13 protein-coding genes are annotated in these 15,141 nt (G+C 36.5%); 12 read left to right on the forward strand and 1 reads right to left on the reverse strand.

Annotated elements, in window-relative coordinates; genetic code table 11:
* Positions 1-77: 77 nt before the first annotated feature.
* The 7 genes from fucP to RNZ47_RS14975 all read left to right on the forward strand — a co-directional run bounded on the left by fucP (position 78) and on the right by RNZ47_RS14975 (position 7,439).
* Positions 78-1,406, forward strand: coding sequence for an L-fucose:H+ symporter permease (gene fucP, locus RNZ47_RS14945; protein WP_311942112.1), 1,329 nt, complete (start codon positions 78-80; stop codon positions 1,404-1,406).
* Positions 1,407-1,412: 6 nt separating this feature from the next.
* The gene (locus RNZ47_RS14950; RefSeq protein WP_311942117.1) at positions 1,413-1,751 is read left to right on the forward strand and encodes an L-rhamnose mutarotase; all 339 of its coding nucleotides are present in this window, start codon (positions 1,413-1,415) and stop codon (positions 1,749-1,751) included.
* Positions 1,752-1,772: 21 nt separating this feature from the next.
* The gene (locus tag RNZ47_RS14955) at positions 1,773-3,458 is read left to right on the forward strand and encodes a beta-N-acetylhexosaminidase (protein WP_311942120.1); all 1,686 of its coding nucleotides are present in this window, start codon (positions 1,773-1,775) and stop codon (positions 3,456-3,458) included.
* A 21-nt stretch (positions 3,459-3,479) separates the two neighbouring features.
* Positions 3,480-4,619, forward strand: a complete 1,140-nt coding sequence (locus tag RNZ47_RS14960; RefSeq protein WP_311942124.1) for an alpha-hydroxy acid oxidase — start codon at positions 3,480-3,482, stop codon at positions 4,617-4,619.
* Positions 4,620-4,810: 191 nt separating this feature from the next.
* Positions 4,811-5,683: an AraC family transcriptional regulator gene (locus tag RNZ47_RS14965; RefSeq protein WP_311942128.1), complete on the forward strand. Its 873-nt coding sequence runs from the start codon at positions 4,811-4,813 to the stop codon at positions 5,681-5,683.
* 207 nt (positions 5,684-5,890) lie between these two features.
* Positions 5,891-6,751: a formyltetrahydrofolate deformylase gene (gene purU, locus RNZ47_RS14970; RefSeq protein WP_311942131.1), complete on the forward strand. Its 861-nt coding sequence runs from the start codon at positions 5,891-5,893 to the stop codon at positions 6,749-6,751.
* A 46-nt stretch (positions 6,752-6,797) separates the two neighbouring features.
* Positions 6,798-7,439: a sugar-binding protein gene (locus RNZ47_RS14975; RefSeq protein ID WP_311942133.1), complete on the forward strand. Its 642-nt coding sequence runs from the start codon at positions 6,798-6,800 to the stop codon at positions 7,437-7,439.
* A gap of 1 nt (position 7,440) precedes the next feature.
* Here RNZ47_RS14975 and RNZ47_RS14980 read toward each other — a convergent pair whose 3' ends face one another.
* The gene (locus RNZ47_RS14980) at positions 7,441-8,484 is read right to left on the reverse strand and encodes a LacI family DNA-binding transcriptional regulator (protein ID WP_311942136.1); all 1,044 of its coding nucleotides are present in this window, start codon (positions 8,482-8,484) and stop codon (positions 7,441-7,443) included.
* A 211-nt stretch (positions 8,485-8,695) separates the two neighbouring features.
* Between RNZ47_RS14980 and RNZ47_RS14985 the strand changes: the two genes are divergently transcribed.
* From RNZ47_RS14985 to nagB, 5 genes are read left to right on the forward strand one after another with little or no spacing between them, the layout of a single operon-like run.
* Positions 8,696-9,598 carry a nucleotidyltransferase family protein gene (locus RNZ47_RS14985; protein WP_311942140.1) on the forward strand — a complete coding sequence of 301 codons (903 nt, stop codon included), beginning with the start codon at positions 8,696-8,698 and terminating at the stop codon, positions 9,596-9,598.
* Complete coding sequence (locus RNZ47_RS14990; RefSeq protein ID WP_311942143.1) at positions 9,599-10,666, forward strand: phosphotransferase enzyme family protein; 1,068 nt, start codon at positions 9,599-9,601, stop codon at positions 10,664-10,666.
* 21 nt (positions 10,667-10,687) lie between these two features.
* On the forward strand, positions 10,688-12,007 hold the full coding sequence (locus RNZ47_RS14995) for a sugar MFS transporter (RefSeq protein WP_311942146.1): 1,320 nt from the start codon (positions 10,688-10,690) through the stop codon (positions 12,005-12,007).
* A 28-nt stretch (positions 12,008-12,035) separates the two neighbouring features.
* On the forward strand, positions 12,036-13,013 hold the full coding sequence (locus RNZ47_RS15000; protein WP_311942149.1) for a Gfo/Idh/MocA family protein: 978 nt from the start codon (positions 12,036-12,038) through the stop codon (positions 13,011-13,013).
* A 17-nt stretch (positions 13,014-13,030) separates the two neighbouring features.
* Entirely contained in the window at positions 13,031-14,959 is a 1,929-nt protein-coding gene (gene nagB / locus RNZ47_RS15005) for a glucosamine-6-phosphate deaminase (protein WP_311942152.1), read from the forward strand.
* The last annotated feature ends 182 nt before the right edge of the window (positions 14,960-15,141 follow it).

Raw genomic sequence — 15,141 nt, forward strand, 5'->3', positions numbered from 1 at the left:
GTTTAGCGAAAAAAATATAAAAGATTAAAATTGTTCAGTAATTTTTACCCGTTACAAACACAAATAAAAAATAAAAAATGAGCCAATCAAAACCTGTTGTAGTGTCTAAAAAGATGCTAATTCCTTTTATTTTAGTAACCTCTTTATTTGCCCTTTGGGGTTTTGCGAATGCCGTAACCGACCCTATGGTACAAGCGTTTAAAAAGGTATTGGAACTTTCAAATTCGCAAGCGGCCTGGGTGCAAATGGCATTTTATGGCGGTTATTTTTGTATGGCATTACCAGCAGCCATGTTTATGCGAAAGTATTCTTATAAAGTAGGGATTTTAATTGGTTTGGCCTTATACGCCACCGGGGCATTACTGTTTTATCCAGCGGCACAATCAGAGAGTTTCATGTTTTTCTGTTTAGGATTGTATATTTTAACTTTTGGATTAGCTTTTTTAGAAACCGCGGCAAACCCATACATATTGGCAATGGGCGCAAAAGAAACCGCAACACAGCGTTTAAATTTAGCGCAAGCTTTTAATCCTGTGGGATTAATTGCCGGTTTATTTGTTGCACAGCAATTCATTTTAAAAAACTTACAATCCGATGATATTACAGATTTTAGCGCTTTAGATGAAGCTTCAAAAGTGTTGATAAAAACGTCCGATTTATTGGTTATACGTAATCCGTATGTTATTTTAGGCTTGGTGCTTATTGGCGTTTTTGTATTGTTTGTAGTTAGCAAAATGCCGCAATCTAAAGACGAAGGCGGTATGCCCAGTATTGGCGATACCTTCGCAACTTTGGCAAAAAACAAGAAATACGTACTTGGTGTACTTGCGCAAATTTTATATGTAGGTGCTCAAATTATGTGTTGGACCTACATTTACCAATACGCCGAAGCCATTGGAATGGATAGCGTTACGGCAGGCTACTATCAAATGGCGGCGTTCGTAATATTTACCATTGGACGAGCCGTTGGCACATATATGCTCAGGTTTATGAGTTCGGGAAAACTGTTAATGTATTTCGCTTTATTAGCCATCGTTTTTGTTTTGGGCACCATTTTCATAAAAGGTATTTTTGGTTTATACAGTTTAGTCGGCGTATCTTTTTGCATGTCGTTAATGTTCCCAACTATTTACGGTATTGCCTTGGGCGATTTAACCGAAGAACAATCCAAAGTAGGTTCAGCGGGATTAATTATGGCCATTGTTGGTGGCGCTTTAATGCCTAAATTACAAGGTATGATTATTGATGCCGGCGGAAACGGTGTTGCAGATACTCAAATTATCGGGGTTTCAGAAGTTAATTTCTCATTCATTTTACCATTGCTGTGCTTTGTTTATATCGCGTGGTACGGTTTAAGGGTTTTTAAGAAACATGAGGCTACAGACGATGTATTACATTCAGCATAGTATAAAATGAAAAACCTAAAACGCCATTGTTTTGCTTTAGATTTGATTGATGATGATGAACTGATCGCAGAATATAAAAAATACCACGAAAAAATTTGGCCAGAAATTACGGCAAGTATCAAAAATTCGGGTATTGAAGTGTTAGAGATTTACTGCGTTGCCAACCGTTTGTTTATGATTATGGAAGTGAACGCTTCTTTTTCATTCGAAAAGAAATCTAAAATGGATGCCAACAACCCAAAAGTACAAGAATGGGAAGCTTTAATGTGGACCTACCAACAAGCCTTACCAATTGCAAAAGCGGGCGAAAAATGGCTTTTAATGGAAAAAATATATCAACTATAAATAACAATTAAATTACATACAATGAGGATTTCAATTATTGCACTTATTTGCTTATTAAGCTTTTCCTGTACCAATAAATACAAGGATGTGGCAAACACCGAAGCAGATTATCAAGTTATACCAAAACCGTTAAAACTAGACATATTATCAGGTAAGTTTTTGGTAGATGGAAATACTAAAATCGTAGGAAGTGAAGCATTGAAGAATGAAGGTGAATTTTTAGCAGGCATGTTAAGTGCTGCAACGGGAGCAACCGTTAATTTTTCAACTGAAGGTTCGGGAAACATTACTCTTAAATTAGATGATTCCATCGAAAACGATGAAGGTTACACCTTAAATGTAGCGTTCGATAACATCGAAATAGCCGGTAAAAACACAAAAGGCGTATTTTATGGTATTCAAACCTTAAGGCAACTCATGCCGTCAAGCATCGAATTGGCAAATGGCAGCCTAAAAGAATTAACCATTCCTGCTGTGTCAATTACCGATAATCCAAGATACCAATACAGAGGTATGCACTTAGATGTGGCACGCCATTTTTACCCCGTAGATTTTATAAAAAAGTATATCGACTTAATCGCAATGCATAAAATGAATACGTTTCATTGGCATTTAACCGAAGACCAAGGTTGGCGTATTGAAATTAAAAAATATCCAAAACTCACTGAAATAGGAGCGTGGAGAAATGGTACCATAGTTGGCCACCACCCGGGAACGGCAAACGATCAGGAAAAATACGGTGGTTTTTACACCCAAGACGATGTTAAGGATATTGTAGCTTATGCCACAAAAAAACACGTTACTGTAATCCCGGAAATCGAGTTGCCCGGGCATAGTAGCGCAGCCATTGCCGCTTATCCGTATTTAAGTTGTTTCCCAGATGAGCCAACCAAGGTTACCAATGATATGGGCTCGGAAAAAGGAAAAGAGATTCAAGCGGCCGGAACCCCAAAAATCGTACAAGAAACCTGGGGTGTTTTTCCAGATGTATATTGTGCCGGGAAAGAAGAAACCTTTGCTTTTTTACAAGATGTATTAGATGAGGTAATTCCGTTATTCCCTTCAACTTATATCCATATTGGAGGCGACGAGTGCCCAAAAGCAAATTGGGAAAGATGTCCGAATTGCCAAAAAAGAATCAAAAACGAAGGCTTAAAAGACGAGCACGAATTGCAAAGCTACTTTATCACGCGCATTGAAAAATATTTGAATTCTAAAGGAAAAAAAATAATTGGTTGGGATGAGATTTTAGAAGGCGGTTTAGCGCCAAACGCAACCGTTATGTCGTGGCGAGGAACACAAGGTGGCATTGAAGCGGCAAAACAAAAGCACGACGTTATCATGACGCCGGGGCACTCCTGTTATTTCGACCATTACCAAACTGAAGATAAGGACAACGAACCTTTGGCCATTGGTGGAAAAACCACGGTTGCCGATGTGTATGCATACGAGCCTACCCCAAAAGAGTTAAGTGAAGACGAGCACCAGTATATTTTAGGCGCACAAGGAAATGTATGGTCAGAGTACATGAAGACTACCGATTACGTGGAATATATGATTTTACCACGTATGTCTGCGCTTTCCGAAGTCGTTTGGTCATCAAAAGAGAACAGGGATTGGGAAGATTTCAGTGCACGATTAAATACTTTTAAAGACAGGTACGATGCTTTAGAATTAAACTATGCCAAACACACCTTCGAAAAATAATAAAATTAACATGTAACTGTTGTGAGTTTCAATACCAAATACCCATCTATTGAAGATTTAAGAACACGTGCCAAACAAAGGATTCCAAAATTCGCTTTTGATTATTTGGACGGCGGTTGTAATGAGGATATAAATCTCTATAAAAATACTGCTGAGATACGCGAGGTAGAGTTGTTGCCAGAGTATCTCAGTAAGCACACAGCATCGAGCATGAAAACCACGTTGTTCGGTCACGAATACGATGCGCCATTTGGTATCGCTCCTGTTGGTTTACAGGGTTTAATGTGGCCAAATGCGCCGGAAATATTGGCAAAGGCCGCTTTCAAGCATAATATACCGTTTGTTTTAAGCACGGTAACAACCAGTAGCATTGAGCGTATTTCTGAATTGACCGAAGGCAAAGCTTGGTTTCAATTATATCACCCAGCTAAAAATGAGCTAAGGGACGATATTTTAAAAAGATGCGAAACCTCCGGCTACGATACTTTGGTTATTTTATGCGATGTGCCAACCTTTGGTTTTAGACCACGAGACATACGAAATGGCTTAGCTATGCCACCAAAAATGTCTATTAACAATATGTTGCAAATTTTAGGGAAACCAAATTGGGCGTTTCAAACCCTAAAACATGGGCAACCAAATTTTGAAACCTTAAAGCCATATATGCCTAAAAACCTTGATTTAAAACAGTTGGGAAAATTTATGGACGACACATTTTCGGGTAGGTTAAACGAAGAAAAAATAAAACCAATTAGAGATATGTGGAAAGGCAAATTGGTATTAAAAGGTGTGGCCAACGAGCTTGATGCCGAACGCGCCATAAACCTTGGATTGGACGGTATTATTGTGTCCAACCATGGTGGCAGGCAATTGGATGCGGGAGAATCTACCATAAAACCATTAACAAGAATTGCCGAAAAATACGGCAATCAAATAGAAGTGATGATGGATAGCGGCATTCGTTCCGGACCGGACGTGGCAAGAAGTTTAGCTTCCGGCGCTAAGTTCACCTTTATGGGAAGATCGTTTATGTATGGCGTAGCTGCTTTAGGAAACAAAGGCGGCGATCATACCATATCGCTTTTAAAAACCCAATTGCAACAGGTTATGGAGCAAATTTGTTGTGAAAAAGTGGAAGATTTTAAAAATCATTTAATTTAATTTACAAGATTTTAAGTTGGTTTCTTAACTAACTGGTTCAATCCGTGATTATTAATCGAGTATAAGTGTAAATAACCATTTACGCGATTAATATTTTTTTATCTTTTGTTGATACTTTCTTTGCTATAATCCAACGGTTTTTATATTTTCACATCAAATATTTATGTGTTTATTTAAGAAATCGAGGGTTAATGAAATTACATTTATTAGACAGAAGTACTAAATTGAGCAACGCCTCTTTTTCGATTAGTAATAATTGCTACCCTAATTTTTTGAAAATTTGGCATTACCACCCAGAATTTGAGCTTGTTACCATTTTAAAAAGCACCGGAACCCGCTTTATTGGTGATAATATTGAGCAGTTTAATGTTGGGGAAATTGTTTTGATTGGTAAAAATTTACCGCACATGTGGCTAAATGATAAAGAATATTTTAAAGAAGATTCTAAATTGGAGGCACAAGCCATTGCCATTCATTTTAATGAAAATTTTGCAGGTGAAATATTTTTCAATATGCCGGAAATGAACGCCATTAAAAAGTTATTTGAAAATGCGCAATACGGGGTTAGGTTTTCGGGAGATTTAAGTTTGGCGATTAAACGGATTAAAAATTTAGAGGACTTAAAAGGTTTCGATAAAACCATTTCCTTTTTAAAAATCTTGAATTTACTGGCAAATCATCAAGATTACAAATTGTTATCGAGCATGGGGTTTGTAAATTCATTCAAAAAAACAGGACGAACTAATTTAGCCGAGGTTTACGAATACATTATTAAAAATTTTAAAGAGCGCATCACTTTAGAAGATGTAGCCAGCATAGCCTGTATGAATCCCACCGCATTTAGCAGGGTTTTTAAACGCGTAAATCGGAAAACCTTTAGCGAATACTTAAACGAAGTTCGTATTGGGTACGCCTGTAAGTTGTTGATGGAAGAAAAGTACAGTATTTCTGAAATATGTTTTGAATCTGGTTTCAATAATATTTCTAACTTCAACCGGCAATTTAAAAAAACGAAAAACTATTCGCCCACCGAGTATATAAAAGCGCATTTAAGCGGACGCTAAAGCTATGGGATATTTGACTTAAAATCCGGCTTTTGTCAAATTTTACCATTAAAAATTTACATTTAATGAGGTTTCTTCAAAAATGAATTTTTGCACCTCATTTTTAGTCCTTTAATCTATTCAATTTATTATTATTGTATTCAATTTTACAAGCGAATTGTAACGTGTTTACCCGTTTTTAATTCAAAAAGACTAAGCTTAAAATTTATGAAAGCTGCAAAAGTTATTATTTTAATCAACTGCCAAGATCGACCAAACATTATAGCAACCGTTACTTCTTTTGTGGCGAATAACGGCGGGAATATTGTTTATATCGATCAACATGTAGATCGCGTTCAGGATACGTTTTTTATGCGATTGGAAGGCGAATTTGAAAGCGTTAGTTTTTCAATGGAAAATTTTAAAACACAATTTAAAGATGTTTTAGCTGAAAAATTTAATATGAAATGGCGCATATATGCATCGGATGCAAAACTGAAAATGGCGGTATTTGTATCTAAATACGACCACTGTTTGTATGATTTGTTAGGGCGTTACAATTCTGGAGAACTCGGTTTGGAAATTCCTTTTATTGTTAGTAATCACATGGATTTGAAACCCATTGCCGATAACTTTAAAATTCCATTTTACCATATTCCCGTTACCAAAGACACCAAAGCCGAAGCCGAAGAAAAACAACTGCAATTGCTCGAAAAATACAACATCGATTTTATTGTATTGGCAAGATATATGCAAATTGTTTCGGATAAATTAATCGATAAATATCCGAGTAAAATCATAAATATACACCATTCATTCCTGCCTGCTTTCGTGGGCGCAAAACCGTATCATTCAGCTTATAAACGCGGGGTGAAAATTATTGGGGCAACCAGCCATTATGTAACCGAAGAATTGGATGCAGGTCCCATAATAGAGCAGGATGTGGCACACGTTTCGCACGACCACAACGTACAGGATTTAATTGCAAAAGGACGCGATTTGGAAAAAATCGTATTGTCTACCGCCGTTAAATTGCATGCCAAAAGAAAAGTAATGGTTTACAATAATAAAACGATTATTTTTTCATAGTGGTGATGCATTAAAAAAGTCATATTTATAAACTTAAAATAACCGAATGATTTTGAAGACCTATCGAGTAAATTCTATTAAAGGAAATACATTACGGCTCACGGGAAAAGGCCTTGACAAAGCTTGGGAACAAGCCGAAGTATTAACTGATTTTATTTCGCCTTGGGATAAAAAGGGTGTTGATAAAATTGAATTTAGGGCCCTTTATAATACCGAACATTTATTCTTTTGCTTTAAGGTTTTTGATGCTGAAATTTATGTTGATTCAACCGATGATACGCATCTCAGTATAAACAACTCCGATCGTGTGGAACTTTTTTTTAGAGCTGATGAAAACTTGAATCCCTACTATTGTTTGGAGATTGACCCAACCCCCAGAATTATGGATTTTATAGCTAAACCCAATAAGGATTTTGATTTTTATTGGAATTGGCCATCAGAGGATATTAATGTGAAATCCAATAAAGAAGAAAACTTTTTCACGGTTGAAGGTGCAATAAGTTTGGCTTCATTAAAGCGATTTAATTTAGTGAAAGACGGAAAAATTGAAACGGGAATCTATCGTGCCAAATACCACAAACAAGCAGATGGCAACTACGAACCAACTTGGATAACTTGGGTAAACCCGCAAACGGAAGAACCCAATTTTCACACGCCGTCGTCTTTTGGCATTTTACAATTTATGTGAATTAATTGTGGGTATACCCATCAAAGTTTTCGGAGTTAATAATGTCAATGGGTAATAATTTCTGCCTGGGAATTTTTTTGTCGAACAGAAAATATTCAGCAAGTTGTGTGATACAAAGATACGCTTGGTGTTTGGGGTTTTGGTTGATTAAAAAATCAATGGCATTGTTTTTTAAGTACTTTATGTTTTCATCCAATAAATCGTAACCAATAATTTTTATTTCTAAATCAGGGAAATCTTTAACAATATTGGCAACGCTGTACACTTTGGATGTGGTTACAAAAATGCCTGAAATGTCATTGGGCTTTTTCAATAAATCGTGTAATTTCTTGTCTAAATCGGTTTGCTGTAAACTACATGTTTTTAAGTTGAACTTGCTGTTTGGCAAACGCTCCAAATAATTTTTAAACCCCTTTTCCTTTAGCTGCATGTGAATGGAGTTGTTAAAAACTTCATCGAGGTGAATAATTAAAATGGTTCTGTTTTTTGGCACGATCATTTCCATAAGTCGCGCAGCAATACGGCCGCTTTGTATTAAATCCTGTCCAACATAATTGGTAATGCCGTTTAATTCTAAAGGGTCGTTAATCGTGCTCACAATAATATTGTTGGCATTGTATATTTTAATAACCTCAATCGATTCTTTATGAAAAACAGGGGTTATTAAAACCGCATCGGGCAATTGTTTTAAAACCGTTTTGTTGACCTCCAAAAAGGATCGGGTATCGGTATGATCAAAATAATAAGAATCAATGGTAATCCCAAACGAATTATACTCGTTAATAGCATCGTTTACGCCATTTGTACAAGGTTGCCAGTAGGGGTCGATTTTCGGGTCGGGTTGAATAACGCAAATATGGTAGTTCTTGGTATTCTTTAAACTTCTGGCAATAAGGTTTGGTTGGTAATCAATTTCTTCTAACAACTTGGTAACCTTTTCCAAAGCCGCCGGCGAAACTTTACCGCGTTTATGGATTACTCTATCTACAGTGCCTTTAGATACTCCAGCTAATTCGGCAATATCTTTTATGGTGTATTTTTTCATCTATCACAAATATATATAAAATATAGATTAAAATATCAATGTGTTCGAACACATTTTTTATATATTTCCTTTTTTATTGGCAAATTAATCTGTAAGTTTGTTTCCTTTAGGCAATGTTTTGCAAGGGTTAAAGGCGTGAAAAACAGAATATAACGCGTGTTAAATTGTTTCCGTTCAACAAAAATCAGGCTTAAAAACATAAATATATAAGATGGAAAAACCAACACTTGTAATTTTAGCCGCGGGTATGGGGAGCCGCTACGGCGGTTTAAAACAGATGGATACGTTTACACCCGAAGGCGATACCATTATCGATTTTTCAATTTACGACGCGCTTCAAGCGGGATTTGGAAAATTTGTTTTTATTATTAGAAAACGTTTCGAAAAAGACTTTAAGGACATCTTCAACAAAAAATTGGAAGGGAAAGCCGAAGTAGTTTATGTTTACCAAGAACTTGACAGTGTTCCTGAAAAATATATTAACCCAGAGCGCGTAAAGCCATGGGGCACCGGACATGCACTTTTAATGGCAAAAGATGCTGTTAATGAAAACTTTGCCATTATAAATGGCGACGATTTTTACGGAAAGGAAGCTTTTGAGGTGATGGCAAAATCCTTAATGACAAAGGATAAAGAATCTTACCAGTTTAATACCATGGCTTACTTGTTGAAAAATACGATTTCAGAGCATGGTTATGTGTCAAGAGGCGAGTGCGAAGTAAATGAAAACGGGTTTTTAACTGATGTAACCGAACGTACCCACATTGAAAAAATTGATGGCAAGTTAATGCGAAAAGATGAAGATGGGAATTTTATTCCTATTGACGAAAACACAATTGTTTCCATGAATTTTTGGGGATTTACGCCTAAATGTTTTAACTTCGGAAATCAATTGTTTGAAGAATTTTTAGAGGCCAATAAAACTAATTTAAAAGCAGAATTTTATATACCGTCTATTGTAAATGAGATACTTAAATCCGGAAAAGCCACTGTTGAAGTTTTAAAATCAGATGCCAAATGGTTTGGGGTAACTTATAAAGAAGACAAGGAAATTGTTGAAAAAGCGATAAAAGACTTAAAGGAACAAGGTGTTTATCCAACTAAACTTTGGTAGATGTTAACAGAAAAATTAAAATTTATTTTCGGTCAATTTGAACACCAAGGCGAGTTCGAATCCTATCAAGAATTAGCTTCAGGGCATATAAACGATACCTATTTAATTAAAACAAAAAAGAAACCCCATTTTGTGCTACAACGCATCAATCATGGGGTTTTTAAAGATGTTCCTGGGTTAATTGAAAATAAGGTAGCGGTTAGTAAGCATATTCAAGAAAAACTAAAAAACCTGTCCGTAAAAAAGCAAAAGCGCCGCGTATTGGCGTTTGCACAAACCAAATCGGGTGAATCTTATTACCGAGATGAAGAAGGCAATTATTGGAATTTAATGTATTTTATTGATAAAAGCGTGACCTATGAAATAGTTGATAACGATGATATTGCCTATCAAGGCGGTCGGTTATTGGGTCAGTTTTTAACACTTACCAGCGATTTCGATGCTTCAAAACTCACCGAAGTTATTCCTAAGTTTCACGATATGTCTTTTCGCTATTCGCAATTTGAAGACGCTCTTAAAATAGCTTCAAAAGAAAGATTGGAAAAAGCTAAAGATTATATTAAGCAGGTTGAAGATTTAAAAGAAGAAATGCATATTCTTCAAAAATTAAAGGAATCCGGAGCTATAAAACTACGCGTAACCCATAACGATACAAAAATATCAAACGCGCTTTTTAACAAGAAAAACAAAGGTTTGTGCCTTATCGATACCGATACGGTAATGCCCGGAATTGTGCATTATGATTTTGGAGATGCCATAAGAACCATTTGTAATACAGCTGCCGAAGATGAAACCGACCTGGATTTGGTAGAATTTAATGTTGATTATTACAAAGCTTATACCAAAGGATTTCTGAAAAAAATGAAATCTTCACTTACACCAACGGAGCTTAAATATTTGCCTTTAGCGGCAAAAACCATGATTTTCATTATGGCTTTAAGGTTTTTAACCGATTATTTAAACAACGATATATATTACAAAACAAAATACCCAGAGCATAATTTAGATCGCGCCAAAAATCAATTTAAGCTCATACAAAGTTTTACGGAAAAAATTAATCAACTATAATACTTAAATCAACCAATAATTATGGAGCAAAACACAAAACCAAACAACACTTTAGTACCTATTATAATAATAGCGGGACTTTTCTTTATTTTTGGGTTCGTAACCTGGATTAACGGTGCTTTAATTCCATTTATGAAAACCATAAACGAATTAACCGAAGCGCAATCTTACTTAGTGGCCTCGGCATCGTACATATCGTTCGTGGTTATGGCCTTACCCGCATCCTATATTTTAACTAAAATTGGGTACAGAAAAGGGATGTCTCTTGGTTTAATTATTATGGGAATTGGTGCCTTGGTATTTATTCCGGCAGCAGAAGCCCGTACATATTGGGTGTTTTTGGTAGCTATTTTTATTCAAGGCATGGGAATGACTATTTTACAAACAGCAGCAAATCCATACATTACTATTTTAGGACCTATTGAAAGTGGTGCAAAACGTATTGCTATTATGGGTATTGCCAATAAAGTAGCGGGAGCCTTGGGGTCTTTAATATTTGGTGCTATTTTATTGTCTGGAATAGACGAAGTAAAAGAAAAGTTAGGAACCGTATCTGTAGAAGAAAAAGGACAATTATTGGATACTATGGCCGATAGTGTTTTTACACCGTATGTTGTTATGGCTGTGGTGTTATTTATTTTGGGCGTGTTGATTAGAAAAGCACCGTTACCACATGTTGAAGCCGATGAAGCAGATGAAACCGCAGTAGGAAAAAGCACTAAAACAAGTATCTTTCAATTTCCACATTTATGGTTGGGTGTTCTAGCATTGTTTGTTTATGTAGGTGCAGAAGTAATTGCCGGAGATACCATTATCGCTTATGGTATATCCTTAGGTTTTACTGGAGAAGAAGCTAAATTCTTTACCACTTATACATTAATGGCTATGGTAGCCACCTATGCCTTAGGGGTGTTTTTAATTCCAAAATATGTGAAGCAAAAAACAGCGTTAATAGCAAGTGCTATTTTGGGTATCATATTTAGTTTCTGTATTTTAAATACCACTGGAATTACATCGGTATTATTTGTAGCCGCTTTAGGTGTTGCAAACGCATTAGTATGGCCTGCTATTTGGCCATTAACATTAGATGGTTTAGGAAAGTTTACAAAAACGGCTTCGGCCTTATTAATCATGGCAATTTCTGGTGGAGCTATAATTCCACCCTTATACGGTAGAATAGTTGATGCCAATAAACACGAATTAATTACTAGCGGTATTGCAGAAGCAGATGCCGCCGCAACAGCAGCAACAGACAGTTATTGGGTGTTAATTCCTTGTTATGCCATTATATTGTTTTTTGCTATTTGGGGACATAAAATTAAAAGTTGGACGTCTAAATAATATACTTTTAGATTGATTTTTGGGGAGCATGAGTAGAGTTTATAAATGGGGAATTATTGGTTGCGGAAGCGTTACCGAGCTTAAAAGTGGACCAGCATACCAAAAGGTAGAGGGTTTCGAACTACAGGCCGTAATGCGCAGAAATGTCGATAAGGCCAAGGATTATGCCAGTAGGCACAACGTTCCCAAGTTTTATGCAAATGCAGATGAATTGATTAACGACCCCGAAATTGATGCTATATATATTGCAACACCGCCAGACTCGCATTGCTATTACGCATTAAAGGTCGCTAAGGCAGAAAAAATTTGCTGTATTGAAAAACCAATGGCACCAACCTATGACGAGTGTTTATTGATAAATAAGGCTTTTGAAGCAAAAAAAACACCCTTATTTGTAGCTTATTACAGGCGATCGCTTCCTAGGTTTAAACAAGTTAAATCGTGGATTGAGAACAATAGAATAGGAAAGATAAGGCATATAAATTGGCATTTAAGCAAACCGGCAAACGATATTGATTTAGCCAAAACATACAATTGGCGTACCGATATAAAAATTGCAAAAGGGGGCTATTTTGATGATTTAGCATCCCATGGCATAGATTTATTTATGCACTTGTTGGGCGATATTACCAATGCACAAGGTATTGCCACAAATCAGCAAGGTTTGTACACTGCCATGGATGCCATTACGGGAAGTTGGATGCACCAATCTGGTATCACCGGTTCTGGCAGTTGGAATTTTGGAACGGAAAAAAGAGAAGATGATGTTCAAATTTATGGCGAAAAAGGAAAAATTAGTTTTTCGGTTTTTGGTGAAGTGCCTGTAGAATTAGAGCACGGAGACCATAAAGAAAGTCTGTTTATTGAGAACCCTGAAAACATTCAATTGTTTCACGTTCAAAATATAAAAAACCATTTATCGGAAAATAAAACACATCCATCAACTGGAAAAACAGGAGCTCATACCACTTGGGTATTAGAAAATATATTAAAAAACAATAATTAAAACTTAAAACCAGAACAATGTTAGAAAGTAGTATAGACAAAGCAACAGGTTTCGAAAAAAGATTTGAAAATATTGGTACTGTAGTTTATGAAAATTCAGCTACGGCATCAAAAGCAGTTGCTACAGAAATAGCAAACCTTATTCGGGTAAAACAATCGCAAAAACAACCCTGTATTCTAGGTTTAGCCACAGGGTCTTCACCAAAAGGGCTATATGCAGAATTGGTGCGTTTACACAAAGAAGAAGGTTTGAGTTTTAAAAACGTGGTATCATTCAATTTAGATGAATACTATCCTATGGAACCCGATTCGGTAAATAGTTATGTGCGTTTTATGAAAGAACAATTGTTCGACCATATAGATATATTGCCAGAAAACTGTTATATCCCAGATGGCACATTGCCCAAAGAAGAGATTAGGAGTTATTGCGATGAGTACGAAGCTAAAATAGAGGCGTTTGGCGGCATAGATTTGCAAATATTGGGTATTGGTGGAAACGGTCATATCGGGTTTAACGAATCCGGATCCCTGCAAAACTCCAAAACACGTTTGGTGGCTTTAGACCATATTACAAGAGTTGCCGCAAGTGGCGATTTTAAAGGTTTAGAGAATACACCAAGAACAGCCATTACCATAGGTGTTAAAAAAATCATGGAAGCCAAACGCGTGATTCTTTTAGCCTGGGGAGAACGAAAATCAAATATCATTAAAGCTTCAACTGAAGAAGAAGTTTCCAGTCGTGTTCCGGCATCTTATTTGCAAGAACACAACAACGCCACCTTTGTTTTAGATAAAGCAGCATCATCAAAACTAACAAGAATCAATACACCGTGGTTAGTTGAAAAAATTGTTTGGACCGACAGACTTATCAGAAAAGCCGTATTAAGTTTAGCACTTCATTTAAAGAAACCTATTTTAATGCTAACGGATGCAGATTATATTGAAAACGGTATGAGTGATTTGTTGGCCGATGCAGGACCAGCTTATGATATCAACATAAAAATATTCAATAAATTACAAAACACCATTACAGGTTGGCCAGGTGGAAAACCAGGTGCAGACGATAGCAAACGACCAGAACGTGCAGAACCAGCTAAAAAACGTGTTATCATTTTTAGTCCACATCCAGACGATGATATCATTAGTATGGGAGGTACCTTTAAAAGGTTGCACGAACAAGGTCACGAGGTGCACGTAGGTTATCAAACATCGGGTAATATTGCGGTTGCCGATGATGAAGCATTGCGTTTTGCAAGTTTTGTTTGCGATTACAATGAGAGATTTGGAATTGAAAGTACCGAAGCCGAAGATATTTATAAAAGAGCCGTTACTTTTCTGAAAAATAAAAAATCAAGTGAAATCGATACCGAAGAAGTTAGATATATAAAGGGATTAATTAGAAAAGGAGAAGCGCGAGCAACTTGTCATTTTGTAGGTATTCCAGATGAGCAAATCCATTTTATGGAATTACCGTTTTACGAAACAGGTACCATTGAAAAAAATCCGTTAGGTGAGGAAGATATTAAAATAACCATGGACCTAATCGAGAAAGTTAAACCACATCAAGTATATGCCGCAGGCGATTTGGCCGATCCACACGGGACACATAAAGTATGTTTGGATGCCGTTTTTGCAGCCGTTAAAAACCTAAAACCTAAAAAATTCATGAAAGATTGTTGGGTATGGTTGTACCGAGGTGCATGGCAAGAATGGGGTATCGATGAGATAGAAATGGCTGTACCAATGGGACCAGACCAGGTTCTTGAGAAAAGAAAAGGTATATTTAAGCACCAATCGCAAAAAGATGGCGTGGTATTCCAAGGGTCGGATAGTAGAGAGTTTTGGCAACGTGCCGAAGACCGAAACAGTGAAACAGCTGGTCTGTACGACGAGTTAGGTTTGGCACACTACGCGGCAATGGAAGCCTTTGTAAGATGGGAGTATTAATTGAAAAATAATTCCTCGAGGCTTGCCTCGGGGTTTCCATTAAAATTGTCATTCCCGTGAAAACGGGAATCTAAATATAGATTTTTGTTTTTTACAATTTCAGTTAATAATCAAACCTGCTAAATTACCTCTATGGGTCAGCCTCGAGGAGCGTTGGTTTCAAAAAAATCTTTATTGTATAT

This window comes from Hwangdonia seohaensis (assembly GCF_031932625.1).
Lineage (GTDB): Bacteria > Bacteroidota > Bacteroidia > Flavobacteriales > Flavobacteriaceae > Hwangdonia > Hwangdonia seohaensis.